Source organism: Streptomyces sp. 378 (genome assembly GCF_030124145.1).
GTDB lineage: Bacteria > Actinomycetota > Actinomycetes > Streptomycetales > Streptomycetaceae > Streptomyces.
Genome location: NZ_JASKMS010000015.1, coordinates 64,386 through 89,407 on the forward strand (window position 1 = coordinate 64,386; position 25,022 = coordinate 89,407).

The window sequence follows — 25,022 nt, forward strand, 5'->3', positions numbered from 1 at the left end:
GTGAGAAGGTAAAGACTTATGTTCGGAAGGCTCGGAGCTCCCGAGATCATTCTCATCCTCGTCGTCATCATCCTGCTGTTCGGCGCGAAGAAGCTTCCGGACATGGCTCGGTCGCTCGGCAAGTCGGCCCGCATCCTCAAGAGCGAGGCCAAGGCCATGAAGGACGAGAACAAGTCCTCCACGACCCCGGCCGGCCCGCCCAACGACGACGAGCCCTCGAAGCGCACCATCCAGGCAGCGCCCGGTGACGTGACCAGCTCGCGCCCGGTCAACGAGCCCACGGACACGACCAAGCGCTGACGCAGGGCCGGTGACCTCCGGCCCGCCGCACGAGATGGGAACGTGGGTTGCTGAAGTCTGCCCGCAAGCAGGAGAAGGATCCCGAGGGGCGGATGCCCCTCGCGGAGCACCTTCGCGAGCTCCGCAACCGGCTCGCCAAGGCGATGCTGGCGATCGTCGCCGTCACGATCGTCGCCGCCTTCTTCTACAACGACATCATCAACTTGATCACCAAGCCGATCCTCGACTCGGTCGGCTGTGACAAGACCTTCCAGGAACTGGCCAGGTCGCAGTCCTCGAAGCCGTGTGCGCAGATCACCATCAACGGTCTGATCACCCCCTTCACGCTGGCGCTGAAGGTGTCGCTGATGGCCGGTGTCGTGCTGGCCTCGCCGGCCTGGCTCTACCAGCTGTGGGCCTTCGTCGCGCCTGGCCTGCACCGGCACGAGCGGAAGTACGCCTACGCCTTCGTCGGCACGGGCGCCCCGCTGTTCATCACCGGCGCGTACTTCGCCTACACGGTGCTTCCCACCACGGCGAGGGTGCTCCTCGAGTTCACGCCGGGGGGCACGTCCAACCTCCTCCCGCTGGACGACCTGCTCGACCTGGTCATGCGGATGGTGATCGTCTTCGGCCTCTCGTTCGAGCTGCCCCTGCTGCTGGTCATGCTCAATCTCACCGGGGCGATCACCGGCAAGCGGATGCTCGGCTGGTGGCGCGGCATGATCATGGGCATCACGGTCTTCGCGGCCATCGCCACGCCCAGCACCGACCCGCTGACCATGCTGATGCTCGCCGGGCCGATCTGGGTCCTGTACTTCGCGGCCGTCGCCCTCTCCCTGCTCAACGACCGCCGCCGCAGCCGTCGGGACGCCCTGGGTCCCGACGACGACGAGGCCTCCGAGCTGGACCTCACCCCCGACGACATCGGCGAGATCGAACCCGTGACCACCAGCCGGGCCGCCCTGCCCGAGCAGGCGGGCGCGGACCGCTCGGAGCGGGTCAACGGTTATGACGACGTGACCTGAAGATCGGCAGGCGGATCGTAGGGTCGGTCGCGTGACCGGCGAGATCACCCTCTTCGTCAACCCCACCACGGGCCGCGGCCGGGGCGCCCGCGCCGCGCAGCCGGCCGCTTCCGCGTTGCGGGCGGTCGGCTTCTCGGTCCGTACGGTGCTCGGGGAGGACGCCGCGGACGCCCTCGCCCGCGCCCGTGCGGCCGTCGACGGCGGCACCGGCGCGCTGATCGCCGTCGGCGGCGACGGCATGGCGAGCCTCGCTCTGCGGGCCGTCGCCGGCACCCGCACCCCGCTCGGCCTGGTCGCCGTCGGCACCGGCAACGACTTCGCCCGTGCCCTCGGCCTGCCCGTGCGGGAGCCGGCCGCCGCGGGCCGCATGATCGCCGACGCCCTCAAGTGCGGCCGGATCCGCGACATCGACCTCGGGCGGGTCGGCGACCGCTGGTTCGGCACGGTCCTCGCCTCCGGCTTCGACTCCCGTGTCAACGACCGGGCCCACCGCATGCGATGGCCCACCGGCCGCCTCACGTACGACGTGGCGATGATCTCCGAACTCGCCGCGCTCCGGCCCGTCCCCTACCGCATACGGCTCGACGACGGCGAGGTCCGCGAGGTCGAGGCGACCCTGGTGGCCGTCGGCAACGGCTCCTCCTACGGAGGCGGCATGCGGATCTGCCCGGACGCCGACCTGACCGACGGGCTGTTCGACGTCACCGTCGTCGGGGACTGCGGCCGCGCGACGCTGCTGCGGGTGTTCCCGAGGGTCTACCGCGGGACGCACGTGGAGCATCCGAAGGTGACGGTGGTGCGGGCGGCCCGAGTGGAGATCGCCGCCGAGGGCATCACCGGCTACGCCGACGGGGAGCCGCTCGGGCCGCTGCCGCTGAGCGCGCGCTGCGTACGCGGGGGCGTGCGGGTCGTCGGCCCCTGAGCTGCGCTGATCCGAGGTTTCACAGGAGCGGATCCGGATAATGATCGTCCTGTTGTCAGTGCGGCCCGGTACGCTCGAAAGCACGATGACAGAGGACCTCTCACCGGCCGAGCGGTACGCGGCAGCCCGCAAGCGTGCTGTCGAGCAGGCCACCGCGCTCGCCACCTTCCGCGAGATGTACGACTTCGGCCTCGACCCCTTCCAGATCGAGGCCTGCCAGGCGCTCGAAGCGGGGAAGGGCGTGCTCGTCGCGGCGCCCACCGGCTCCGGCAAGACGATCGTCGGCGAGTTCGCCGTCCACCTCGCCCTCCAGCAGGGCAAGAAGTGCTTCTACACGACGCCCATCAAGGCGCTGTCGAACCAGAAGTACGCCGATCTGTGCCGCCGCTACGGCACGGACAAGGTGGGCCTGCTCACCGGCGACAACAGCGTCAACTCCGAGGCGCCCGTGGTCGTGATGACCACCGAGGTGCTGCGGAACATGCTGTACGCCGGTTCCCAGACCCTCCTGGGCCTCGGCTACGTGGTCATGGACGAGGTGCACTACCTCTCCGACCGGTTCCGGGGCGCCGTATGGGAAGAGGTGATCATCCACCTCCCCGAGTCGGTCACGCTGGTCTCGCTCTCGGCGACCGTGTCCAACGCCGAGGAGTTCGGCGACTGGCTCGACACGGTCCGCGGTGACACCGAGGTGATCGTCTCCGAGCACCGGCCCGTGCCGCTGTTCCAGCACGTGCTGGCCGGGCGGCGGATGTACGACCTGTTCGAGGAGGGTGAGGGCCACAAGAAGGCCGTCAACCCCGACCTCACACGGATGGCGCGCATGGAGGCGAGCCGGCCGTCGTACCAGGACCGCCGGCGCGGCCGGTCCATGCGCGAGGCCGACCGCGAGCGCGATCGCCGGCAGCGCTCCCGCATCTGGACGCCGAGCCGGCCCGAGGTCATCGAGCGGCTCGACGCCGAGGGGCTGCTGCCCGCCATCACGTTCATCTTCAGCCGCGCCGCCTGCGAGGCCGCCGTCCAGCAGTGCCTGTACGCGGGGCTGCGGCTCAACGACGAGGAGGCACGCGAACGGGTCCGCGCCCTGGTCGAGGAGCGCACGGCGTCCATCCCGACGGAGGACCTGCACGTCCTCGGCTACTACGAGTGGCTGGAGGGCCTGGAGCGCGGCATCGCCGCCCACCACGCGGGCATGCTGCCGACCTTCAAGGAGGTCGTCGAGGAGTTGTTCGTACGCGGCCTGGTCAAGGCCGTGTTCGCCACCGAGACCCTCGCCCTCGGCATCAACATGCCCGCCCGCTCGGTGGTGCTGGAGAAGCTCGTCAAGTGGAACGGCGAGCAGCACGCGGACATCACCCCGGGCGAGTTCACCCAGCTGACGGGCCGGGCCGGACGGCGCGGCATCGACGTCGAGGGCCACGCCGTGGTGCTGTGGCAGCGCGGCATGAGCCCCGAGCACCTCGCGGGTCTGGCCGGTACGCGCACGTATCCGCTGCGCTCCAGCTTCAAGCCGTCGTACAACATGGCGGTCAACCTGGTCGAGCAGTTCGGGCGGCACCGCTCGCGCGAGCTGCTGGAGACGTCGTTCGCGCAGTTCCAGGCGGACAAGTCGGTCGTCGGCATCTCCCGGCAGGTGCAGCGCAACGAGGAGGGCCTGGAGGGCTACAAGGCCTCCATGACGTGCCACCTCGGCGACTTCGAGGAGTACGCGCGGCTGCGCCGGGAGCTGAAGGACCGGGAGAACGAGATCGCGCGGCAGGGCGCGGCGGAGCGGCGCGCGGAGGCCGCCGTGGCGCTGGAGAGGCTGAAGCCCGGTGACGTCATCCACGTGCCCACCGGCAAGTACGCGGGCCTGGCGCTGGTGCTGGACCCGGGCCTGCCCGCGGGCCGTTCGAACGGCCACCGCGGCTTCGAGCACCACGACGGGCCCCGCCCGCTGGTGCTGACCGCGGAGCGGCAGGTGAAGCGGCTGGCGTCGATGGACTTCCCGGTGCCGGTCGAGCCGTTGGAGCGGATGCGCATTCCGAAGTCCTTCAACCCCCGCTCCCCGCAGTCCCGTCGGGATCTCGCGTCGGCGCTGCGCACCAAGGCCGGGCACATCCCGGCCGAGCGGCACCGCAAGCGGCGCTCCCAGGCGGCCGACGACCGCGAGATCGCCCGGCTGCGCACCGCGCTGCGCGCGCATCCCTGCCACGGCTGCAACGACCGCGAGGACCACGCCCGTTGGGCCGAGCGGTACCACCGGCTGCTGCGCGACACCTCGCAGCTGGAGCGGCGGATCGAGGGCCGCACGAACACCATCGCGCGCACCTTCGACCGCATCGTGGCGCTGCTCACCGAGCTGGACTACCTGCGCGGCGACGAGGTCACCGAGCACGGCAAGCGGCTCGCCCGGCTGTACGGCGAGCTGGACCTGCTCGCCAGCGAGTGTCTGCGCGCCGGTGTCTGGGAGGACCTCGGCCCGGCCGAACTGGCCGGGTGTGTCTCGGCGCTGGTGTTCGAGGCGCGGGCCGCGGACGACGCCATGGCGCCGAAGGTGCCGTCCGGGAAGGCCAAGGCCGCGCTGGGTGAGATGGTGCGGATCTGGGGGCGGCTGGACGCGCTGGAGGAGGAGTTCCGGATCACCCAGACCGAAGGGGTCGGGCAGCGCGAGCCCGATCTGGGCTTCGCCTGGGCCGCGTACATGTGGGCTTCCGGGAAGGGCCTCGACGAGGTGCTGCGCGAGGCGGAGATGCCGGCGGGGGACTTCGTGCGGTGGTGCAAACAGGTCATCGACGTGCTGGGGCAGATCGCCGCGGCTGCTCCGCAGGGGTCTTCCGTGGTGAAGAACGCCCGTAAGGCCGTTGATCTGTTGCTGCGGGGAGTGGTCGCCTACTCGTCGGTGGGGTGAGCGTTCGATGCGCGGGTGACCGTGGTGCGTGGTTGCTCGCGCGGTTCCCCGCCCCCTGAAGGCATCGTTGTACTGAAGCCCGTTCACCCGCAATGGTGACGGGCTTTCGCATGCCCGTTCTCCATGACGGAGTGTATTCGAACGATTTCGCATCGTGTAAACGACTGAGCGTACTATCCCTTCGCGTCCGGTTTCCGGCAGTTGCTGAATATGACATGGCGATGATCCGGTCGGACTAAGCTCGCCCGCAGCGCACCGGCTTGAGCTGAATTCGTGCGCTTGTTCCCCAATGTGCGGAAGATCCCGACAGCTTCATGACATACCCCCTGTAAGTCCCCCCGAACCTCAGTCGACTCCTGTCAGAAGGCCCACATGGTGAGTGTTCAATCTCCTCCCGGTCGCCGTGAACTCCCCTACGCGCGCGTGCTGTTGCTGCCCGCCATAGTCATGGCCGCGGCGACCGGAGCCGCCGTCGCCCTGGTGGCGGAGCCCGCCCGGGGCGCCGTCGGCTGGTGCGGCGGCATCGCCACCGCGCTGGTGCTCGCCACGGCGGCCGAGGCGGTGCGCCGCGGCCGTGCGCTGCGCAACCAGCGTGCGGAGCACGCCCGGCACGCCGCGCACCTGGAGCAGCGGATCGCCGCCCACGAGAACGAACTGGTCCACTTCTCGCGGGAACTCGTCCCCGCCGCGCTCAACCTGCTGCGCACCGGAGAATCCCCCAGGGAGGTGATTCGCAAGCTCGGTCTCGCCAACCCCGCGTTCCGCGACCTCCCCGCCCCGCAGGCCGAGACGCTGCTGACGGTGCTCAAGATCGTCGACCGCGAAGTGACCATGCGTGACGCCGCCGCGCGCTCCTTCGTCAGTGTCGCCCGCCGCGTCCAGGCGATCATCCACCAGCAGGCCGAGGAACTCCGGGAGATGGAGGAGGACCACGGCCGCAACCCGGAGGTCTTCGACGACCTGCTGCGCATCGACCACGGCAACGCCCTGATCGGCCGCCTGGCCGACTCCGTCTCCGTCCTCGGCGGTGGCCGCCCCGGACGGCAGTGGCCCGAGCCGGTGTCCCTGTACAGCACCCTGCGCGGCGCCATGTCCCGCATCCTGGAGTACCGGCGTATCCAGCTGTCCTCCATCGCCAAGGTCAGCGTCAAGGGCATCTACGTCGAGCCGGTCATCCACGCCGCCGCCGAACTCCTCGACAACGCCACGCGCTACTCGCCGCCCCAGACCAAGGTGCACGTCACCGCCACCGAGGTGCAGACCGGCGTCTGCATCGAGATCGAGGACGGCGGTGTCAACCTCAACGAGGAGGCCCGCGCCCGGATCGAGGGCATGCTGGACGCCGCCAAGGCGGGCGTCGACCTCCAGGACATCGGCGAACACCCGCGCCTGGGGCTGGCCGTCGTGGGCCGGCTCTGCACGGCGTACAACATGGAGGTCTCGCTGCGCGCCTCCGCGTACGGCGGCGTGCGGGCCATCCTCATCGTGCCGAGCGAGATGATCACCCACGAGCCCGGTGTCGGACTCGCCCACGGCATCGGCGCCACCGGCATCCCCATGACGGTCGGCATTCCCGAGGGCCCGAAGCGCGCACCCAAGAGGCGCCGTCCCACCATGCCGAAGATCCCCGCCACGGTCTCCCTGGAGGACGACGACGCCCCCGAGGTCACCGAGTGGACCACGAACGGCCTGCCGCAGCGCCGCAGCAGGGTGAAGATGCCGCTCGCCGAGCGGCTCGCCCAGCAGGCCGCCAACGAGAAGGCCGACCGTGAGGCCGCCGAACGGGGCGAGTACAACCCCTGGGCGACCGCGGAGCCCGAGCCCCAGCCCCTGCGCGACATGAACGCCCCCGACGCCCCGGGCAAAGGCCTCGAGGCCTTCTGGGAGGGGCTCAAGCAGGGCATCGAGCCCGGCACGCACCCGACCGACTTCATTCGGAACCCGACCAAGTACCTGCATCTGCTCAACGACCCGGCCCCCATCGAGGCCGACGACGAGGGGGACCTCAAGTGATCCAGCAACGGGGCAATTTCGACTGGATGCTCAAGCAGCTCGCCGACGGCGTGCCCGGCATCGAGATGATCGTGGTGCTCTCGGCCGACGGCCTGCGCATCGCACGCTACGGCGGGGAGCCCGACGCGGCCGACCGGGTCGCCGCGGCCTGCGCCGGCCTGCAGTCCCTCGCGGGCAGCGTCTGCCAGGAACTCACCGTAGGCGACGGCGAGATGAAGCTCGTCATGATCGAGATCGACCGCGGCTACTTCTACCTGATGAGCGCCGGAGCCAACGCCTTCCTCGCGGTCCTCTCCGACGTGCGGTGCGAACCCGGCCGGATGAGCGCGATGATGCGCGACCTGGTCGTCCGGATCGGCGGGCACCTCACCAGTCCGCCCCGGCGGAACGGGCAGATCGTATGACTCCTCCCCGACGCCAGAGGCGCGACCTCGCCGCGGAACCGCCCACACCCAAGGAGGGTGAGGACAAACCCGGCAACCCGGAGCGGATGTACGTGGTGGCCGGCCCGGACGGTGAACGCGCCGAGCTCGACCTGGTGACGTTAATCGTGGCGCGCGCGACGGACCCGCCGCCCTCCGCCTCTCCCGAGCAGGCGGCGCTGCTCCGACTCTGCGCCGCCCCCCTGTCCGTGGCCGAGCTGTCGGCCTACCTCAACCTGCCGTTCAGCGCGATGGGCGTACTGCTCACCGAGCTGCTGACGGCGGAACTGGTGCAGGCGCGTGCCCCGATCGTCCGCAAGGCGCGCACCGACCGTTCCCTCCTCGAAGCGGTGATGAATGGACTTCAACGGCTCTGACACCATCCCGGGCCCCCGGGCCGAGGACCAGCTGCCCCACACGGCACAGGCCGCGGCCAAGATCGTGATCGTGGGTGGCTTCGGCGTCGGCAAGACGACCATGGTCGGTTCCGTCAGCGAGATCACACCGCTGACGACCGAGGAGACCATGACGCAGGCCGGCATCGGTGTCGACGACAACTTCGGCTCCGCGTCCAAGACGGCCACCACCGTCGCCATGGACTTCGGCCGGATCAGCATCACCGACCAGCTCGTGCTGTACCTCTTCGGCACACCCGGCCAGCAGCGCTTCTGGTTCCTGTGGAACGGGCTGTTCGAGGGTGCCCTCGGCGCGGTGGTGCTGGTCGACACCCGGCGGCTGGAGGTCAGCTTCGACGTCATGGGACGCCTGGAGGAACGCGGCGTGCCGTTCGTGGTCGCCATCAACTCCTTCCCGGACGCTCCCCGTTACGACATCGAGGAGCTGCGCACGGCCCTCGACCTCACGCCGGACATCCCGATCATCGAGTGCGATGCGCGGCGGCGGGCCTCCAGCCGCGACGTCCTGATGACCCTCATGCGCTTCCTGCACTCGCTCGCCATGACGGGCTCGCTCACCTGACCCGTAGCACCCACCCCCACACCTCCCCCCAGACACCTGGATTCACTTCAGTTTCGGAGCGATCACTGTGACGCCTGAATCCCACGCCCCGACCAGTACGGACGACCTCCGGCCCGGCCCGCCCCCCGGCTGCCCCGCGCACGGCCTCGGGCCCGGGGGACTGCACCGGCTGCACGAGGCGGAGGACCTGGGAGCGCTGTACGAGCAACTGCGGGACCAGCACGGTCCCGTGGCGCCCGTACTGCTCCACGACGACGTGCCGATGTGGATCGTCCTCGGCCACGCCGAGAACCTGCACATGGTGCGCTCGCCCTCGCAGTTCTGCAGGGACAGCCGTATCTGGACCCCGCTCAGGGAGGGCCTCGTCAAGCCCGACCACCCGCTGATGCCGCACATCGCCTGGCAGCCCATCGCCTCGCACGCCGAGGGCGACGAGCACAAGCGGCTGCGCGGCGCGGTCATGGGCGCCATCTCCACCATCGACTTCCGCAGCCTGCGCCGCTACATCAACCGCAGCACGCAGGTGATCGTCAACCGGTTCTGCGAGGCGGGCGAGGCGGACCTCGTCCGCCAGTTCACCGAGCACCTGCCGATGGCGGTGATGTGCGAGATCCTCGGCATGCCCGACGAGTACAACGACCGGCTCGTCGAGTCCGCCCGTGACGCGCTCAAGGGCACCGAGACCGCGATCGCCAGCCATTCCTACGTCATGGACGCCCTCAGCCGGCTCACCGCGACCCGCCGCGCCCAGCCGGAGGAGGACCTCGCCAGCTATCTGATCACCCACCCGGCCCGGCTGAGCGACGACGAGGTCAGGGAGCACCTGCGCCTGGTGCTCTTCGCCGCCTACGAGGCCACCACCAACCTGCTGTCCAACGTGCTGCTCACGGTCCTGATCGACCCGCGCTTCCGGGCCCAGCTCAACGGTGGTCAGATGACGGTGCCGGAGGCGGTGGAGCAGTCCCTGTGGAACGAGCCGCCGTTCAGCACGGTCTTCGCCTACTTCGCCAAGCAGGAGACCGAGCTGGGCGGGCAGCGCATCCGCCGGGGCGACGGGCTGCTCTTCGCGCCGCTTCCCGCCAACGTCGACCCGCGGGTGCGGCCGGACCTCAAGGCCAGCATGCAGGGCAACCGCTCGCATCTCGCCTTCGGCGGCGGCCCCCACGAGTGCCCCGGGCAGGACATCGGCCGCTCCATCGCCGACGTGGGCGTGGACGCGCTGCTGATGCGGCTGCCGGACGTCGAACTCGACTGCGACGAGGAGGAGCTGCGCTGGACGGCGTCCATCGCCTCCCGGCACCTGGTGGAACTGCCGGTGCAGTTCTCGCCCAAGCCGCCGCAGGACGTGCAGGAGGTGCCGAACCACAAGCCGGTCGCCGCGCAGCGCTCGGACTGGCAGATCGGCACCGCGCAGCCGCAGGCGGCACCGGCCGGGGCGCAGCCTCAGCCGGCCGCCGCGCAGCCCCGGCCCTCGGTCGCCGGGCCGCAGCCCGTACCGGTGCAGCCGGTGCCGGTGCCGCCGCAGCCGGCCGTCGCGGAACCGCGCGGCCGCAAGGGGGTCTGGCAGCGCTTCCTGAGCTGGTGGCGCGGCTACTGACCGTCCGACGGGCCGTCGTACGTCCCGGCGGCCCACCGGTCGTACGACGCCCAGGCCGCGAGCGCCCGGCCGCTGCGGAACCGGTGCTCCACGCCCGTGACCGGGTCGGTGAACTCCAGGCGCCGCGCCAGCAGTTGGAGCGGACGCCGGAAGTCACCGGCCGCCACGGGGGCGGTCACCTCGGGGTAGAGGGGGTCGCCGAGGATGGGCAGGCCCAGGGCGCACATGTGGACGCGCAGCTGGTGGGTCTGCCCGGTGGCGGGCACGAGCCGGTACCGGGCGAGTCCGCCCGGGTGGTCGCGGCATTCCACCAGTTCGACGCGGCTCACGGCGTTGGGCTCGCCCGGCACCTCCCGGGCGGTGAGCGTCCCGCGCTCCTTCACGATCCGGCTGCGCACGGTCCGGGGCAGGGGGAGGGCGGGGTCGTACGGGGCGACGGCCTCGTACTCCTTGCGGATCCGGCGGTCGCGGAACAGCGTCTGGTAGGCGCCGCGCTCCTCGGGGCGCACGGTGAACAGCACGAGTCCCGCGGTGAGCCGGTCCAGGCGGTGCGCGGCGGTGAGCGCGGGGAGGTCCAGCTCGCGGCGGAGCCGGGCCAGCGCGGTCTCGGCGACATGGCCGCCGCGCGGGGTGGTGGCGAGGAAGTGCGGCTTGTCGGCGACGACGATGTGCTCGTCCCGGTGCACGACCTCCAGCGGGAAGGGCACCGGCACCTCGTCGGGCAGGTCCCGGTGGAACCACACGAACATCCCGGGCACGTAGGACGCGTCCGCCGCGACGGGCCGTCCGTCCGCCCCGACGATCAGGCCCGCGTCGAACATGCCGTCGACGACCCCGGCGCCCGCCCCGGAGAGCCGCTCCACCAGGTGCTCACGCACCGTGCTCCACGGCCCCGCGACGGGCAGCCGCACCCGCACCGGGTCCACGCCGTGGCGCTGCGGCAGGGGAGAGGGCGGGACGGGGGTCTTACGTCTCATCGCGGCCCAGCGTACGAGGCCGGAGCGCGGGGAAAACCACTGGGAGCGGCGGTGGGTTCTTGTCAGGATGCGGGCATGCCGTTCCTCATCGGCCCGGTCCTGACCGCCGGGACACTCGCGGGCCGCCCGCAACCCACTCTTCGCGCCGACGGCGGACTCGTCCTGAGGCCGTGGCGGGCCGGGGACGCGCCCGCGGTGTACGAGGTCTTCCAGGATCCGGTGATGCACCAGTGGCACGCCCGTGCCGCGGACTCCGTGGCGGAGGTCGCCGGCTGGATCCGCGCCTGGCACCAGGCGTGGGAGGGGGAGCGAGAGGCGCACTGGGCCGTGGCCGGCGCGGACTCCGGCGTGCTGCTGGGCCGGGTGGCGCTACGCGAGCTGCGGCTCGACGACGGGACGGCGGAAGTGGCGTACTGGACCGCTCCGGCGGCCCGGGGCCGGGGCGTGGCGGTCCGCGCCACGGTCGCGCTCACCCACTGGGCCTTCGACGAGGTCGGCTTCCATCGGCTGGAACTCCTGCACGCGGTGCGCAACGAGGCGTCGTGCCGTGTCGCGACCAGGACCGGCTTCGCCCTGGAGGGCACCAAGCGCAGTGCGGTCCTGCAGCCGGACGGGTGGCACGACCTGCATCTGCATGCGCGGGTACGCGGGGACTGAGCCGGGCCCCGCACCGCCCGTGTGCGACCGCCCTCAGGCCGCGGACGCGTGGCTCTCCTGCTCCGCCTCGATCCGGGCGTTCCACTCGCGCTTGGAGGCCTGCCAGCCGTCCTCGTTGTGGCCGTGGCGCCAGTAGCCGGAGATCGAGAGGTCCTCGCGCGCGACCTGGCGCTCCACGCGGAGCAGATGGCGCAGCTGCTTGACGAAGTGCGCCTCGCCGTGGACGAAGGCGTGTACCCGGCCCTCGGGGAACGCCAGACCCCGCACGGCCTCCACCAGTGCCTCGCCGCGCGGGCGGGCGCCGCGGTGCAGCCAGACGACCTCCACGTCCGAGTCGATCTTCTGTTCCTCCTCGGGGCCGGAGACCTCCACGAAGGCGAAGGCCCTGGCCCCGCGCGGCAGCGCCTCCAGGGCGCAGGCGATCGCGGGCAGCGCGCTCTCGTCCCCCACGAGCAGATGCCAGTCGGCGTCCGGGGCGGGCGCGTACGCCCCGCCGGGTCCCATGAAGCGCACCGTCTCGCCCGGCCGGACACGCAGGGCCCATGGTCCCGCCAGGCCCTCGTCACCGTGGATGACGAAGTCCAGGGTCAGCTCGCGGTGCTCGGCGTCCCACTGGCGGACCGTGTACGTCCGGGTGACCGGCCATTGTTCGCGCGGCAGCTCGTCCCGGACGCGCTGCAGGTCGAAGGGTTCCGGGTAGGTCACGCCCACGGGCGGGAACAGCAGCTTCACATAGTGGTCGGTGCACGTGCCCACCGAGAAGTCGGCGAGGCCCTCGCCGCCGAGCACCACACGCTGCATGTGCGGGGTCAGCCGCTCGGTGCGGACGACCTGCGCGGAGTGGATCCGGCGCGGCTGGCGGCCCGGTCGCTCTGCCATGAGGACCTCCCTGTCCCGATAGTTAGGCTAACCTAAGCTAGCACTTCGCCCCCACTTCACACCTCTTGTGGCGAAGGTCACCGCGCGAGCGTCGTCAACAGGCGCTCCAGGGACCCGCCCAGTCCCCAGCGGGCGGCCAGCGCCTCCAGCGCCTCCGGGTCGCGCGGAGCCCGCGGCAGCGCCGTGGAGACGTCCGGCAGGGGCACGTCGTCGGCGACCCGGACCACCTTCGGAGCGACCGCGAGATACGGACGCGCCTCGTCCAGCCGCCTGCGCTGGGTCGGAGTCAGCTTCGACCGCCGGTCCTCCACCGCCGCCAGGATCCCGGCCAGGTCCCCGAACTCCGCCAGCAGCTTGGCGGCCGTCTTCTCACCGATGCCCGGCACGCCCGGCAGGCCGTCGCTGGGGTCGCCGCGCAGCAGGGCCAGATCCGCGTACCCGCTGCCGCCGACCCCATACTTCTCACGCAGCACCGCCTCATCGGTGTGCTGCAGAGTGCCCACGCCCTTCAGCGGGTAGAGCACGCGCACCCCGCGCGCGTCGTCCACCAGTTGGTACAGGTCGCGGTCGCCCGTGACGATGTCGACCGGGCCCTTCGCCCGTGCGGTGAACGTGCCGATCACGTCGTCCGCCTCATAGCCGGCGACCCCCACGCGCGCGATGCCGACCGCGTCCAGCACCTCCTCGATGACCGGCACCTGCGGCGACAGCGTGTCGGGCACCTCCTCCTCGTCCGGCCCCGTGGCGTGCTCCTCGGCGACGCGGTGGGCCTTGTACGACGGGATCAGCTCCACCCGCCACTGCGGCCGCCAGTCGGCGTCCATGCAGGCGACCAGCAGGTCCGGCCGGTGGTCCTTGACCAGGCGGTCGATGAAGTCGAGCAGTCCGCGGACCGCGTTCACCGGCGTGCCGTCCGGGGCCCGGACCGAGTCCGGGACACCGAAGTAGGCGCGGAAGTAGAGGGAGGCGGTGTCGAGAAGCATCAGTCGTCCGGTCACGCCACGCATCATGCCGTACCGCACCGACAGCCTTCCCCGCCGCGCAACGGGTGCGGGCCGACCTCTCGGGTCGTGTGCGAGGGCAACGGTAGGAATTCGGCCAACCACGGAGCGCTATGCCGCCGCCCGGGCTTCGCCGTGTCCCGGGGCTGCCTGGGGGCGTCCGTCCGCGTTCCCCCGTCGGGGGGCGATCAGGGCCTCGACTCGGCCGGTCCGGCGCTCGCTAGGCTGGCGTGAACTGTGGGGTCCGACCGCACGCCGTGTGACACCGATGTGACGGGCGCATGCAACGGTTTGCCGAACATGCGTAGGGTGCAGACAACTCAACAGAAGCAGTGCGCCGGGACACCGTCGCACGGGGAGCGGATCGACGGGCGAAGAAGGGAGCCGGAGCCATGGGCGACCACAAAGAGCAGCCTCTTCGGGTGGGTGCGGCCGTGCGCCGGCGGCGCCGCGCGTTGGAGCTCACCCTCGCCGTCGTCGCCGCGCGCAGCGGCCTGTCGGTCCCGTTCCTGAGCCAGATCGAGAACGACCGGGCACGCCCCAGCACCAGCTCCCTGGAGAAGGTCGCGGACGCCCTGCGCACCACGGCGGTGGAACTGCTCGCCGCGGCCGACCCGGCGTGCAGCGTGGACGTGGTTCGCGCCGACGGCACCGAGCCGCTGCCCCGGACCCGTTCCCTCGTGCGCGGACATCACCAGATGCACGCCTCCGAGTTCACCGGTGACCATGACGCCGCCCGTGAACTCCAGTGCCGCAACGACCAGTTGATGTACGTCGCCGACGGCGCCGTGGAGATCGAGGCGGAGGGCCGCGCCTACCGCCTGGGCCGCGGTGACACCCTGTATCTGACCGGTGGCGTGCGGCATCGCTGGCGGGCGACCGAGTCGGACACCCGGGTGGTCGTCGTCGCCGTGGCGGAGCACATCGAGGCGGTCCGGGACCGGCCGCGCCGGTGAGGGTCGTCTCGCTCGTCCCCTCGCTGACCGAGGCCGTGGCCCGGTCCGTGCGGCCGGGAACCCTGGCCGGCGCCACCGACTGGTGCACGCATCCCCCGGACCTGGACGTCGTGCGCGTCGGCGGCACCAAGAACCCGAAGACCGACCGGATCCTCTCCCTCGCGCCCGATCTGGTGATCGCCAACGAGGAGGAGAACCGCGCACCCGACATCGAGGCCCTGCGCGCGGCGGGCGCCGAGGTCCTGGTGACGGAGATCCGCGACGTGCCGCAGGCCTTCCGGGAGCTGGCCCGGGTGCTGGACGCCTGCGGGGTGACGGCCCGCCCGCGCTGGCTGGACGAGGCGGAGGCCGTCTGGTCGTCCCTGCCGGAGCCCGGGACGCGGCGCAGGGCGGTCGTGCCGATCTGGCGCCGCCCGTGGATGGTCCTGGGCCGCGACACCTTCGCGGGTGACGTCCTCGCCCGCCTCGGCGTCGACCTCGTGCACGCCACCCACCCCGACCGCTACCCCCGCGTCCCGCTGCCGGAACTCCGCGCCACGGCACCGGACCTGGTGGTCCTCCCCGACGAGCCGTACCGCTTCACCGCGGACGACGGCCCCGAGGCCTTCCCCGGCCTGCCCTGCGCGCTCGTCAGCGGACGGCACCTGACGTGGTACGGACCGTCACTGGCCGAGGCGCCGCGGGTCCTGGGCCGGGCGCTGCGAGCAGCTCACCCCTGAGCAGCCCGCGCACAGTGCCCGCGACGGCGGTGCCCCACGCCGCGACCAGCACCGCGTACAGCACGAGCGCCGGACCCGCGTAGGCGAGGAGCCCGGTGTGGCGACCCAGGGCCTCGGCGCCGGTGACACAGGTGCCGACCGGGAAGGTGAACGACCACCAGGTCATCGAGAACCGCATCCCGTGCCGCCGGGCACGCAGCACGAGGGCGGCGGCCAGGAGGAACCACAGCAACGCGAACCCCATCACGGGCACGCCGTAGAGCACGGCCAGGAGGCCGAAGCCCTCGCTGTACGGCTCCGGCACGACGCCCGGCGCGACGTCCGCGAAGGCGCCGACGGCCGTGGCGGACTGCCCGAGCGGGCCCAGCACCAGGAACAGCGTCGGGGTGAGGGCGAGGGGCAGCGGCCCGCCGGTCACCAGGCGCGTGAAGACCAGCGGCAGCATGACCAGGGTCGCGAGCAGGCTGAGCCCGAACAGCGCGAAGCAGAACACCAGCAGCGTCTCCCGGGCCTGACCGGGCGGCAGATGCGGCACCAGGAGCGGCCCGACGGCGGCCGACACCATGGGCGCGACGAGCGGCAGCAGCCAGACCGGCGTGGCCTGCCCGGGCTCCACCCGGTGCCGTACGGCCATCAGACACGGCACCGCGACGGCCGCGGCGAGCCCGAGGACCGTACCGGCGGTGAACAGCACCGCGTCGAGCGCGACGGCCGCCCGCAGGCCGATCCAGTCCCGGCCGACGGTGAGGCCACCACCGCCCACGGCCAGCAGGGCCATGGCGAGGCAGCCGTAGAAGGGTGCCGTCGCCGGGTCGAGGAGGTGGGTGCGGGCCTGGTCCCGGTGCCGGGTCCAGTGCGCGGCCCGCCCCGCGAGGAGGGCCAGGAGCAGGAGGAGCGACAGGGCCCACACCCCCGTGAGTGCGCCCCGCAGCCCTGGGACGTGCGGTGGCAGGGCCGCGCCCGCCGTGGCGACGACGGCGGTGCCCATCACGGTGGCGTACCAGTTGGGTCCGAGGTGGCGGACGGAGAGCGGGTACGTGAGGGGCCGGGCTGCGGTGACCATGTCGCCACGGTGAGGCCGGGGGAGGCGCACCACCAGGGAGTCCGCCTCTATGGCGACATAAGCTGGGTTTATGAGCAACGCGGATGAACAGCCCGGGCCCTCGGCCGCCGGTGCCCTGGCGCACCGGGTGCCCGATCTGGGCGCCCTGGAGCTGCTGCTCGCGGTGGCGCGGCTCGGCAGCCTCGGTGGGGCGGCGCGGGAACTGGGCATCACCCAGCCCGCGGCCAGCAGCCGGATCCGGTCCATGGAACGGCAGCTCGGCGTGGCGCTGGTGGACCGGTCGCCCCGCGGGTCCCGGCTCACGGACGCCGGGGCCCTGGTGACGGACTGGGCGCGACGGATCGTGGAGGCGGCCGAGGCGTTCGACGTGGGGGCGCAGGCGCTGCGCGTGCGCCGCGACTCCCGGCTGCGGGTGGCCGCGAGCATGACCATCGCCGAGTACCTGCTGCCCGGCTGGCTGCTCGCGCTGCGCGCACAGCGGCCCGACACGGCGGTGTCGCTGCACGCGGGGAACTCGACCGTGGTCGCGGAGCGGCTGCTGTCCGACGAGGCGGACCTGGGGTTCGTGGAGGGGCTGTCGGTGCCGGCCGGTCTCGACTCGGCGGTCATCGCCCACGACCGGCTGATAGTCGTGGCCTCGCCCACCCATGCGTGGGCCCGGCGGCGGCGTCCGCTGGCCGCGGGCGAACTGGCGACGACCCCGTTGATCCTGCGCGAGAAGGGCTCGGGCACGCGCCAGGTGCTGGACGCGGCGCTCGGCGGGCTGGCCCGGCCGCTGATCGAGCTCTCCTCCACGACGGCGGTGAAGGCGGCGGCGGTGAGCGGGGCGGGGCCGGCGGTGCTGAGCGAACTCGCGGTGGGGGAGGAGCTGGCGATGCGGCGGCTGGTGCGGGTGCCGGTGGACGGGGTGGCCCTGGCGCGGGACCTGAGAGCGGTGTGGCCCACCGGGCATCGCCCCACGGGTCCGGCGCGGGACCTGCTGTCGCTGACGCGGGGATGACCCCTGGCCCGTCCCGTCCTTCGCGTCAGTCGCCCGAAGCCGCTTCCACGAGCGCCCGCATCACCCGCAGGTCCTCGCCCATCTCCGGATGCCACTGCACGCCCAGGACCCAGTCGGCGGAGGGCAGTTCCACCGCCTCCACCGTCCCGTCGGCCGCGTATGCCGACGGGACGAGGCCCGCGCCCAGACGATCCACCGCCTGATGGTGGTACGTCGGCACGAACGTCTCCTCCGGCACGACACCGGCGTACAGGCTCCCCGGCACCGGCTTCACGGCATGCCCGCCGAAGACGCCCACGACCTCGGCGTGACCGTCGATGTGCTGCACGAGCGTCCCCCCGAGAGCGACGTTCAGCAGCTGCATCCCCCGGCAGATGCCCAGCAACGGCACCCCGGCCCGCAGCGCCGCCTCGATCAGCGCCAGCTCCCACGCGTCCCGCTCCGGCGCCGGCGGTCCCGTCCGCGGTTCGCGCTGCGCCCCGTAGCGCACCGGTTCCACATCCGGCCCGCCCGCGATGACCAGACCGTCCAGGCGGGCGACGGCAGCCGCCGCGTGCCCCGGGTCGTCCGGCGGCAGCATCGCGGCCAGGCCGCCCGCCCGCTGCACCAGCCGGGGGTAGCCGACCGGGAGCAGGGCGGCCTCCAGCTCCCACACGCCCCAGCGCGCACCCGATTCCAGATAGGTGCTGACCCCGATCAACGGCCTGCCCACGACGGCTCCCTCACCGCTCGACGCCTCAGTCCCGTGCCAACTCTGCCTCGGCCGCCGCCAGCGCCGCGAACTCCTCCTCCGGCGCGCTCGCCACCAGCCGCCTGCGGCTGTACAGGCCGAAGTACCCGACGGCCACGGCGTACACCGCCAGCGCGATCAGTGCCGCCGTCACGTCCACCAGGAACGTCGCGACCAGCGCCGCGCACGCCAGCACCAGGGCGACCGAGGACGTCAGCACCCCGCCCGGCGTGCGGTACGGCCGTTCCAGCTCCGGTTCCCTGCGACGCAGCACGATGTGCGACAGGGACATCAGCGCGTAGGAGATGGTCGCGCCGAAGACGGCGATGTTCAGCATCCGCGCGCCGTTGCCCGACACCGCCGCCAGCAGGAAGCCGATCGTGCCGGGTACCAGCAGGCCCAGATACGGGGCCTTGCGGCGGCTGGTCAGCGACAGGAAGCGGGGCAGGTAGCCCGCGCGGGACAGGGCGAACAGCTGGCGTGAGCCCGCGTAGATCAGGGAGAAGAACGACGCCACCAGACCCGCCAGGCCCGCGTAGTTCACGATCCGGCTGAGGGCCGTCGCCTCGCCGTTCGGCTGGAGCGCCTCCACCAGCGGGTTGCCGGCCTCCTGGACGGCCGCGGAGCCGCGCGCGCCGGCCGCCGCGAAGAACGTGACCACCGCGAGCACCACCAGGATCCCCATCGACCAGCGGATCGCCTTCGGCAGCGTACGGGCCGGCTCCTTCGTCTCCTCGGCGGCCAGCGGCACGCCCTCCACGCCGAGGAAGAACCACATGCCGAAAGGGAACGCCGCCCAGATCCCGAGCAGGCCGAACGGCAGCCAGGAATTCGACCCCGCGGCGGAGGAGTCGACCGGGATGTCGTCCAGCGACGCGAAGGAGAAGTCGGGCAGCGCCGCCAGCGCGAACACGATCAGCGCCACCACGGCGATGCCGGTGACGACGAAGCTGAAGCGCAGCGCCTCGCCGACGCCCCACAGGTGGATGCCGAGGAAGATGGCGAAACAGACCAGGTACAGAGGCCAGCCGGACTCCAGGCCGAACAGGCCGAGCGACTCGACGTAGTCCCCGATGAAGATGACGATGGCGGCGGGCGCGAGGACGTACTCGATCAGGATGGCCGTGCCGGTCAGGAAGCCGCCCCACGGGCCGAGCGCCCGCCGGGCGAAGCCGTAGCCGCCGCCCGCCGTGGGCAGGATCGAGGACAGTTCGGCGAGCGCGAAGACCATGCACGTGTACATCGCGCCCATGAGCACCATGGCGATCGCCAGGCCCCCGAAGCCGCCTTCGGCGAGGCCGAAGTTCCAGCCCGAGTAGTCGCCGGAGACGACGTAGGCGACGCCGAGGCCGGTCAGCAGCACCCAGCCGGCGCTGCCGCGGCGCAGTGCTCTGCGTTCCAGATAGTCGTCGCCCTCCCGGGCGGCGGGTGTGACGGTGGGTTCCTGGGGCATGGGCAGACTCCCGACGGGGCGGCGGTCACGGGGGCGAGCGTGCTACTGCTCAATGGAATGGAGCCATACCTTTGCGGTGCCGACCGAGAGAAGGCAAGACCCGTGCGTTAATCGCCCGTAAATCCTCACCGCGCCGCGACACCCGCCCGGCTCAGCCGAGGAAGCCCCGCAGCAGCGCCGCCGTACCCCCGCAGTGCTCGCGCGCGATCTCCCGCGCCTGATCGGCTTCGCCTTCGATCACGGCCTCCACCAGGGCGGTGTGCTGGCGCTGGGAGTGCTCCAGGTTGCGCACCAGCAGCGGGATGCAGTCGAGCAGGTCGTTGACCGTCGCGCGGACCGCCGCGTACTGGGCGGTGAGGGTGGGGGAGCCGGACAACTCGGCGATCGTGAGGTGCAGCAGCGTGTCCAGGCGGCGGTACTCGGCGAGCGGTGCGTCGCGCGTGCGCGCCAGGGCCTCGCGCAGCCGGTCCACCTGCTTGGGCTCCAGCCCGTGCGCCGCGCACAGCCCGGCCGCGCCCACCTCCAGCACCTCCCGGAACCGCAGCACGTCCTCTATGTCGACCTCGGCGACCCGGCGCCGCAGCTCGTCCTCGCCGACGGCGTCCGCGCGCGGCAGCACGAACGTGCCGCCGTACCGGCCGCGCCGCGACTCCACGAGCCCCTGGTCCTGGAGCACCTTCAGCACCTCGCGCAGCGTCACCCGGCTGATCCCCAGCCGCTCCGCCAGCTCCCGCTCGGCCGGCAACCGCTCGCCCCCCGGCACCAGACCCAGCCGAACGACCTGCAGGATCTGCTCCAGCGCCTCCTCGAAGCCGTTGCCCGCGCGCACCGGCCGCAGCACCGGCGTCAGCCCGTCGCGCTCCGCCCCGCCGCCGTCCACTTCCTCCGGCATGTGGCCGTACCCCCTTCCCAAGCAATGGTTCTCCGCAATACCTTATGGCTCCCGGCGGACCCAAGGAGCCTAGGAGGCCATCCCGTGGCAGACCGCACACCCCCGCTGAGCGTCGAGGAACTGCACACCCTCGTCGCGGGCGGTGAGATCGACACTGTCGTCCTGGCCTTCCCCGACATGCAAGGGCGACTCCAGGGCAAGCGGTTCGCCGCACGCTTCTTCCTCGACGAGGTCCTGCGGCACGGCACCGAGGGCTGCAACTACCTGCTCGCCGTCGACACCGAGATGAACACCGTCGACGGCTACGCGATGTCCTCCTGGGACCGCGGCTACGGCGACTTCGCCATGCACCCCGACCTGACCACCCTGCGCCGCGTCCCCTGGAACGCGGGCACGGCCATGCTCCACGCCGACCTCGCCTGGGACGACGGCTCCCCGGTCGTCGCCGCCCCCCGGCAGATCCTGCGCCGCCAGCTGGAGCGCCTCGCCGAACTCGGCTACACCGCCCAGGTCGGCACCGAGCTGGAGTTCATCGTCTTCAAGGACACCTACGAACAGGCCTGGGACGCCGGCTACAAGGGCCTGACCCCGGCCAACCAGTACAACATCGACTACTCGGTCCTCGGCACCGGCCGCGTCGAGCCCCTGCTGCGCCGCATCCGCAACGAGATGTCCGGCGCCGGCCTCACCGTCGAGTCCGCCAAGGGCGAGTGCAACCCCGGCCAGCACGAGATCGTCTTCCGCTACGACGAGGCCCTGGTCACCTGCGACCAGCACTCCGTCTACAAGACCGGCGCCAAGGAGATCGCCGCCCAGGAGGGCATGTCGATCACCTTCATGGCCAAGTTCAACGAGCGCGAGGGCAACTCCTGCCACATCCACCTCTCGCTCGCCGACGCCGACGGCACCAACGCCATGGCCGGCGACCTCGAAGGCGGCATGTCCGAGGTCATGCGCCACTTCCTCGCCGGCCAGCTCGCCGCCCTGCGCGACTTCTCCCTCCTCTACGCCCCCAACATCAACTCCTACAAGCGGTTCCAGCCCGGCTCCTTCGCGCCGACCGCCGTCGCCTGGGGCCAGGACAACCGCACCTGCGCGCTGCGCGTGGTCGGCCACGGCCGCTCCCTGCGCTTCGAGAACCGCCTGCCCGGCGGCGACGTCAACCCCTACCTCGCCGTCGCCGGACTGGTCGCGGCCGGACTGCACGGCATCGAACAGAAACTGGAGCTGCCCGAACCCTGCCCCGGCAACGCCTACGCCGCCGACCTCGACCACGTCCCCACCACCCTGCGCGAGGCCGCCGAACTCTGGGAGAACAGCACCGTCGCCCGGACCGCCTTCGGCGACGAGGTCGTCGCGCACTACCGCAACATGGCGCGCGTCGAACTGGACGCCTTCGACGCCGCGGTGACCGACTGGGAGCTACGCCGCTCCTTCGAACGCATGTGAGGTCCTTTGTGTCTTCCGAGCACCTTCTGGACGTGCTGAACCCCGCGACCGAGGAGGTCGTCGCCGCCGTCGCCGGGGCGAGTCCGGCCGACGTCGACACAGCCGTCACCCAGGCCGCCAGAGCACAGCGGATCTGGGCCGCCCTCGCCCCCGGCGACCGCGCCCGGCTCCTGCGCCGCTTCGCCGCCACCGTCGACCAGCACCTGGAGGAACTGGCCCGGCTGGAGGTCCGCGAGGCCGGGCACCTCATCGGCAACGCCCGCTGGGAGGCCGGCAACGTCCGCGACCTGCTCGACTACGCGGCCGGAGGAGTGGAGCGGCTCACCGGCCGGCAGATCCCGGTACCGGGCGGCCTGAACGTCACGATCCTCGAACCGCTCGGCGTCGTCGGCGTGATCGCGCCCTGGAACTTCCCCCTGCCGATCGCCGCCTGGGGCACCGCCCCCGCCCTCGCGGCCGGCAACGCCGTCCTCCTCAAGCCCGCCGAGACCACCCCGCTCACCGCCCTGCGCCTGGCCGAAATCGCCCTGGAGGCCGGGCTCCCCGAGCACCTCTTCCAGGTCCTGCCCGGACGCGGTGACATCACGGGCGACGCCCTGGTCCGGCACCCCGGAGTCGCCAAGATCGTCTTCACCGGTTCGACCCGGACCGGGACGCGCGTCGCGGCCCTCGGCGCCGAGCAGGTCAAGCCCGTCACCCTCGAACTGGGAGGCAAGAGCCCCAACATCGTCTTCGCCGACGCCGACCTCAAAACAGCCGTCGACCCCTTCTCCTTCCTGGACAACTCCGGCCAGGACTGCTGCGCCCGCACCCGCGTGCTGGTCCAGGAGAGCGTCTACGACGAGGTCCGCGAGCTGCTCGCCGAGGCGCTGGCCGCCGTGGTGGTGGGCGACCCGGCCGACGAGAAGACCCAGATGGGCCCGCTGATCTCCCGGCAGCAACTGGACCGCGTCCGGAGCTTCGTGCCCGACGGCGCCCCGGCCCTGCGCGGCAGCGCCCCCGAAGGCCCGGGCTTCTGGTTCCCGCCCACCGTCCTCACCGGGGAGAGCCCCGACTCGGCCGCGGCCTGCGAGGAGATCTTCGGCCCGGTCGCCGTCCTGCTGCCGTTCACCGACGAGCAGGACGCGATCCGCCTCGCCAACGGCACCCCCTACGGCCTCTCCGGCTCCATCTGGACCCGGGACGTCGGCCGCGCCCTGCGCGTCTCCCAGGCCGTCCGCGCCGGCAACCTGTCCGTCAACTCCCACGCCAGCGTCCGCTACTGGACCCCGTTCGGCGGCTACAAGCAGTCCGGCGTCGGCCGCGAACTCGGCCCCGACGCCCTGGCCGCCTTCACCGAAACCAAGAACGTCTTCATCAGCACGGAGGGCCCCGCACAGTGACTGCCCAGGAAAACATCTGCCGCCGCCTGGTCGGCCGTACCGCCGTCGTCACCGGAGCCGGCAGTGGCATCGGTCTGGCCGCCGCCCGCCGTCTCGCCTCCGAGGGCGCGCACGTCGTCTGCGGCGACGTCGACGAGGTCCGCGGCAAGGCCGCCGCCGAGGAGACCGGCGGCACCTTCGTGACGGTGGACGTGACCGACCCCGACGAGGTCGAGGCGCTCTTCAAGACCGCCTACGACACCTACGGCAGCGTCGACATCGCCTTCAACAACGCCGGCATCTCCCCGCCCGACGACGACTCCATCCTGGAGACCGGGCTGGAGGCCTGGAAGCGCGTCCAGGAGGTCAACCTCACCTCCGTCTACCTGTGCTGCAAGGCCGCCATCCCCTACATGCGGCGCCAGGGCAAGGGTTCCATCATCAACACGGCGTCCTTCGTCGCCAGGATGGGCGCGGCCACCTCGCAGATCTCGTACACGGCCTCCAAGGGCGGTGTCCTCGCCATGTCCCGGGAACTGGGCGTGCAGTTCGCCCGCGAGGGCATCCGCGTGAACGCCCTGTGCCCCGGCCCGGTCAACACCCCCCTCCTCCAGGAGCTGTTCGCCAAGGACCCGGAGCGGGCCGCGCGCCGCCTGGTGCACATCCCGCTGGGCCGGTTCGCCGAGGCCGAGGAGATCGCCGCCGCCGTGGCCTTCCTGGCCAGCGACGACTCCTCCTTCGTCAACGCCACCGACTTCCTGGTCGACGGCGGGATCGCCGGGGCGTACGTCACACCCTTGTAAGCCGGTGTCCGGCGGGTCCGGTTCGCGCCCTACAGTGCCGGGATGAGCATGACGCCTGCGCCCGGCTGGTATCCCGACCCGCACGCCCCGCACCTCCAGCGCTGGTGGGACGGCACGGCCTGGACCGAGCACCGCCGAGCGCCCGAGGCCCCCGCCGCCCCGCCGCCGGGTGGCGGCACCGGCCGCACCAAGGTGGTCGCCCTGACCGCCACGGGCGTCGTCCTGGTCGCGGCGATCGTCACCGGAGCCGTCGCCCTCGGCGGGGGCGACGGCGGCGGCACGAAGACCAGGACGGCCCCCACCTCCACCGTCGAACCCACCTCGGACTCGCCGGAGCCGACTCCCGAGGCGTCCGCCTCCGAGTCCTCCGCCGACGATCCCGCGGTCGTCGAGGACCAGCTCAACGGCATCACGTTCCCGCTGCTCGACGGCTGGGTCCGCCCTCAGTACGTCGCCCAGGACGACGTCGTCATGACGACCGACGGCACCTACGACTGCCCCGGCGGCGTGGGCCTGTGCCGCCGGGGCATGGTCTTCTCCCGCACGGTGACCGAGAACGACGAGAAGTCCCCCGAGGCCCTCGCCAAGGCGGACATATCCGAAGCCGCCGACGAGGCCTACGACCGCGACCGGCTCGGCCGCGAGCTCTACGGCGGCCTGGAGTCGCACCAGGTCGTCAAGTCCGGGCCGGTCGCGGTGGCCGGCCGCGCCGGATACCTCGTGCGCTGGCGCGTCACGACCGCCAAGGGGCCGGGCGGCTACGTCCAGTCGCTCGTCTTCCCCTCCAGCGTCGGCACCGAGTCACCGGTCCTCGTCCGGTACGTCTTCGACGCCGGCGAGGACGGACCGCCGCTCGCCGACATGGACCGCGTCACCAAGGGCATCCGCCCGGTCGGCGACGCGGACACGGGCGGCGGAGTCGGCAGCAGCATCGGCCCGGCGGACTGACGCCC

24 protein-coding genes are annotated in these 25,022 nt (G+C 72.1%); 17 read left to right on the plus strand and 7 right to left on the minus strand.

The window, feature by feature from the left end; all coding sequences use genetic code 11:
* Window positions 1-18 precede the first annotated feature (18 nt).
* The 9 genes from tatA (at window position 19) to QNO09_RS21005 (ending at window position 10,129) form a co-directional block, all read left to right on the plus strand.
* On the plus strand, window positions 19-300 hold the full coding sequence (gene tatA / locus QNO09_RS20965; protein WP_283971752.1) for a Sec-independent protein translocase subunit TatA: 282 nt from the start codon (window positions 19-21) through the stop codon (window positions 298-300).
* A gap of 47 nt (window positions 301-347) precedes the next feature.
* Window positions 348-1,307, plus strand: coding sequence for a twin-arginine translocase subunit TatC (tatC, locus tag QNO09_RS20970; protein ID WP_283971753.1), 960 nt, complete (start codon window positions 348-350; stop codon window positions 1,305-1,307).
* A 31-nt stretch (window positions 1,308-1,338) separates the two neighbouring features.
* Window positions 1,339-2,229, plus strand: coding sequence for a diacylglycerol kinase (locus QNO09_RS20975; RefSeq protein WP_283971754.1), 891 nt, complete (start codon window positions 1,339-1,341; stop codon window positions 2,227-2,229).
* 40 nt (window positions 2,230-2,269) lie between these two features.
* Window positions 2,270-5,119: a DEAD/DEAH box helicase gene (locus tag QNO09_RS20980; protein ID WP_283971755.1), complete on the plus strand. Its 2,850-nt coding sequence runs from the start codon at window positions 2,270-2,272 to the stop codon at window positions 5,117-5,119.
* A gap of 372 nt (window positions 5,120-5,491) precedes the next feature.
* Window positions 5,492-7,132 (plus strand): sensor histidine kinase, encoded by a 1,641-nt coding sequence (locus QNO09_RS20985; protein WP_283971756.1) that lies wholly within the window; start codon window positions 5,492-5,494, stop codon window positions 7,130-7,132.
* On the plus strand, window positions 7,129-7,536 hold the full coding sequence (locus QNO09_RS20990; protein ID WP_031141974.1) for a roadblock/LC7 domain-containing protein: 408 nt from the start codon (window positions 7,129-7,131) through the stop codon (window positions 7,534-7,536). The genes QNO09_RS20985 and QNO09_RS20990 overlap by 4 nt, the downstream gene beginning before the upstream one ends.
* Window positions 7,533-7,931, plus strand: a complete 399-nt coding sequence (locus QNO09_RS20995; RefSeq protein WP_283971757.1) for a DUF742 domain-containing protein — start codon at window positions 7,533-7,535, stop codon at window positions 7,929-7,931. The genes QNO09_RS20990 and QNO09_RS20995 overlap by 4 nt, the downstream gene beginning before the upstream one ends.
* The gene (locus tag QNO09_RS21000) at window positions 7,912-8,532 is read left to right on the plus strand and encodes a GTP-binding protein (protein ID WP_283971758.1); all 621 of its coding nucleotides are present in this window, start codon (window positions 7,912-7,914) and stop codon (window positions 8,530-8,532) included. Before QNO09_RS20995 ends, QNO09_RS21000 begins: the two co-directional genes overlap by 20 nt.
* Window positions 8,533-8,599: 67 nt before the next feature.
* Entirely contained in the window at window positions 8,600-10,129 is a 1,530-nt protein-coding gene (locus tag QNO09_RS21005; RefSeq protein ID WP_283971759.1) for a cytochrome P450, read from the plus strand.
* Here the strand turns inward: QNO09_RS21005 and QNO09_RS21010 are convergent.
* Complete coding sequence (locus QNO09_RS21010; RefSeq protein WP_283971760.1) at window positions 10,123-11,106, minus strand: RluA family pseudouridine synthase; 984 nt, start codon at window positions 11,104-11,106, stop codon at window positions 10,123-10,125. The genes QNO09_RS21005 and QNO09_RS21010 overlap by 7 nt on opposite strands.
* A gap of 75 nt (window positions 11,107-11,181) precedes the next feature.
* Between QNO09_RS21010 and QNO09_RS21015 the strand changes: the two genes are divergently transcribed.
* On the plus strand, window positions 11,182-11,763 hold the full coding sequence (locus tag QNO09_RS21015; RefSeq protein ID WP_283971761.1) for a GNAT family N-acetyltransferase: 582 nt from the start codon (window positions 11,182-11,184) through the stop codon (window positions 11,761-11,763).
* Between the two features lie 33 nt (window positions 11,764-11,796).
* Here the strand turns inward: QNO09_RS21015 and QNO09_RS21020 are convergent, their stop codons facing one another.
* Window positions 11,797-12,642 carry a siderophore-interacting protein gene (locus tag QNO09_RS21020; protein WP_283971762.1) on the minus strand — a complete coding sequence of 282 codons (846 nt, stop codon included), beginning with the start codon at window positions 12,640-12,642 and terminating at the stop codon, window positions 11,797-11,799.
* Window positions 12,643-12,719: 77 nt separating this feature from the next.
* A complete protein-coding gene (locus QNO09_RS21025) occupies window positions 12,720-13,649 on the minus strand; it encodes a 5'-3' exonuclease (protein WP_283971848.1) in 930 nt (309 codons plus the stop codon).
* 386 nt (window positions 13,650-14,035) lie between these two features.
* Between QNO09_RS21025 and QNO09_RS21030 the strand changes: the two genes are divergently transcribed.
* Window positions 14,036-14,599, plus strand: a complete 564-nt coding sequence (locus QNO09_RS21030; protein WP_283971763.1) for a helix-turn-helix domain-containing protein — start codon at window positions 14,036-14,038, stop codon at window positions 14,597-14,599.
* On the plus strand, window positions 14,596-15,318 hold the full coding sequence (locus QNO09_RS21035) for a helical backbone metal receptor (protein WP_283971764.1): 723 nt from the start codon (window positions 14,596-14,598) through the stop codon (window positions 15,316-15,318). The genes QNO09_RS21030 and QNO09_RS21035 overlap by 4 nt, the downstream gene beginning before the upstream one ends.
* On the opposite strand, the gene QNO09_RS21040 is transcribed toward QNO09_RS21035, so the two are convergent.
* Window positions 15,230-16,381 (minus strand): TDT family transporter, encoded by a 1,152-nt coding sequence (locus tag QNO09_RS21040; RefSeq protein WP_283971765.1) that lies wholly within the window; start codon window positions 16,379-16,381, stop codon window positions 15,230-15,232. The genes QNO09_RS21035 and QNO09_RS21040 overlap by 89 nt on opposite strands.
* Before the next feature lie 70 nt (window positions 16,382-16,451).
* Here QNO09_RS21040 and QNO09_RS21045 point away from each other — a divergent pair, with 70 nt between their 5' ends.
* On the plus strand, window positions 16,452-17,381 hold the full coding sequence (locus tag QNO09_RS21045; protein WP_283971766.1) for a LysR family transcriptional regulator: 930 nt from the start codon (window positions 16,452-16,454) through the stop codon (window positions 17,379-17,381).
* A 25-nt stretch (window positions 17,382-17,406) separates the two neighbouring features.
* Here the strand turns inward: QNO09_RS21045 and QNO09_RS21050 are convergent, their stop codons facing one another.
* The 3 genes from QNO09_RS21050 to QNO09_RS21060 all read right to left on the minus strand — a co-directional run bounded on the left by QNO09_RS21050 (window position 17,407) and on the right by QNO09_RS21060 (window position 20,456).
* A complete protein-coding gene (locus QNO09_RS21050; protein ID WP_283971849.1) occupies window positions 17,407-18,081 on the minus strand; it encodes a gamma-glutamyl-gamma-aminobutyrate hydrolase family protein in 675 nt (224 codons plus the stop codon).
* 37 nt (window positions 18,082-18,118) lie between these two features.
* Window positions 18,119-19,564, minus strand: coding sequence for an ethanolamine permease (eat, locus tag QNO09_RS21055; protein ID WP_283971767.1), 1,446 nt, complete (start codon window positions 19,562-19,564; stop codon window positions 18,119-18,121).
* A gap of 151 nt (window positions 19,565-19,715) precedes the next feature.
* On the minus strand, window positions 19,716-20,456 hold the full coding sequence (locus QNO09_RS21060) for a FadR/GntR family transcriptional regulator (RefSeq protein ID WP_283971768.1): 741 nt from the start codon (window positions 20,454-20,456) through the stop codon (window positions 19,716-19,718).
* Window positions 20,457-20,540: 84 nt separating this feature from the next.
* Between QNO09_RS21060 and QNO09_RS21065 the strand changes: the two genes are divergently transcribed.
* From QNO09_RS21065 to QNO09_RS21080, 4 genes are read left to right on the plus strand one after another with little or no spacing between them, the layout of a single operon-like run.
* The gene (locus tag QNO09_RS21065) at window positions 20,541-21,905 is read left to right on the plus strand and encodes a glutamine synthetase family protein (RefSeq protein WP_283971769.1); all 1,365 of its coding nucleotides are present in this window, start codon (window positions 20,541-20,543) and stop codon (window positions 21,903-21,905) included.
* A gap of 8 nt (window positions 21,906-21,913) precedes the next feature.
* Window positions 21,914-23,287: an aldehyde dehydrogenase family protein gene (locus QNO09_RS21070; protein ID WP_283971770.1), complete on the plus strand. Its 1,374-nt coding sequence runs from the start codon at window positions 21,914-21,916 to the stop codon at window positions 23,285-23,287.
* Complete coding sequence (locus tag QNO09_RS21075; RefSeq protein WP_283971771.1) at window positions 23,284-24,069, plus strand: 3-oxoacyl-ACP reductase; 786 nt, start codon at window positions 23,284-23,286, stop codon at window positions 24,067-24,069. The genes QNO09_RS21070 and QNO09_RS21075 overlap by 4 nt, the downstream gene beginning before the upstream one ends.
* A 48-nt stretch (window positions 24,070-24,117) precedes the next feature.
* A complete protein-coding gene (locus QNO09_RS21080) occupies window positions 24,118-25,017 on the plus strand; it encodes a DUF2510 domain-containing protein (RefSeq protein ID WP_283971850.1) in 900 nt (299 codons plus the stop codon).
* The last annotated feature ends 5 nt before the right edge of the window (window positions 25,018-25,022 follow it).

Bases quoted from the DNA above. Each gene is read 5' to 3' on its own strand.
- tatA (WP_283971752.1), top strand. From the start codon at position 19: ATGTTCGGAAGGCTCGGAGCTCCCGAGATCATTCTCATCCTCGTCGTC.
- QNO09_RS20980 (WP_283971755.1), top strand. From the start codon at position 2,270: ATGATCGTCCTGTTGTCAGTGCGGCCCGGTACGCTCGAAAGCACGATG.
- QNO09_RS20985 (WP_283971756.1), top strand. From the start codon at position 5,492: ATGGTGAGTGTTCAATCTCCTCCCGGTCGCCGTGAACTCCCCTACGCG.
- QNO09_RS20995 (WP_283971757.1), top strand. From the start codon at position 7,533: ATGACTCCTCCCCGACGCCAGAGGCGCGACCTCGCCGCGGAACCGCCC.
- QNO09_RS21000 (WP_283971758.1), top strand. From the start codon at position 7,912: ATGGACTTCAACGGCTCTGACACCATCCCGGGCCCCCGGGCCGAGGAC.
- QNO09_RS21010 (WP_283971760.1), bottom strand. From the start codon at position 11,106: ATGAGACGTAAGACCCCCGTCCCGCCCTCTCCCCTGCCGCAGCGCCAC.
- QNO09_RS21015 (WP_283971761.1), top strand. From the start codon at position 11,182: ATGCCGTTCCTCATCGGCCCGGTCCTGACCGCCGGGACACTCGCGGGC.
- QNO09_RS21020 (WP_283971762.1), bottom strand. From the start codon at position 12,642: ATGGCAGAGCGACCGGGCCGCCAGCCGCGCCGGATCCACTCCGCGCAG.
- QNO09_RS21025 (WP_283971848.1), bottom strand. From the start codon at position 13,649: ATGCGTGGCGTGACCGGACGACTGATGCTTCTCGACACCGCCTCCCTC.
- QNO09_RS21030 (WP_283971763.1), top strand. From the start codon at position 14,036: ATGGGCGACCACAAAGAGCAGCCTCTTCGGGTGGGTGCGGCCGTGCGC.
- QNO09_RS21040 (WP_283971765.1), bottom strand. From the start codon at position 16,381: ATGGTCACCGCAGCCCGGCCCCTCACGTACCCGCTCTCCGTCCGCCAC.
- QNO09_RS21045 (WP_283971766.1), top strand. From the start codon at position 16,452: ATGAGCAACGCGGATGAACAGCCCGGGCCCTCGGCCGCCGGTGCCCTG.
- eat (WP_283971767.1), bottom strand. From the start codon at position 19,564: ATGCCCCAGGAACCCACCGTCACACCCGCCGCCCGGGAGGGCGACGAC.
- QNO09_RS21060 (WP_283971768.1), bottom strand. From the start codon at position 20,456: ATGCCGGAGGAAGTGGACGGCGGCGGGGCGGAGCGCGACGGGCTGACG.
- QNO09_RS21080 (WP_283971850.1), top strand. From the start codon at position 24,118: ATGACGCCTGCGCCCGGCTGGTATCCCGACCCGCACGCCCCGCACCTC.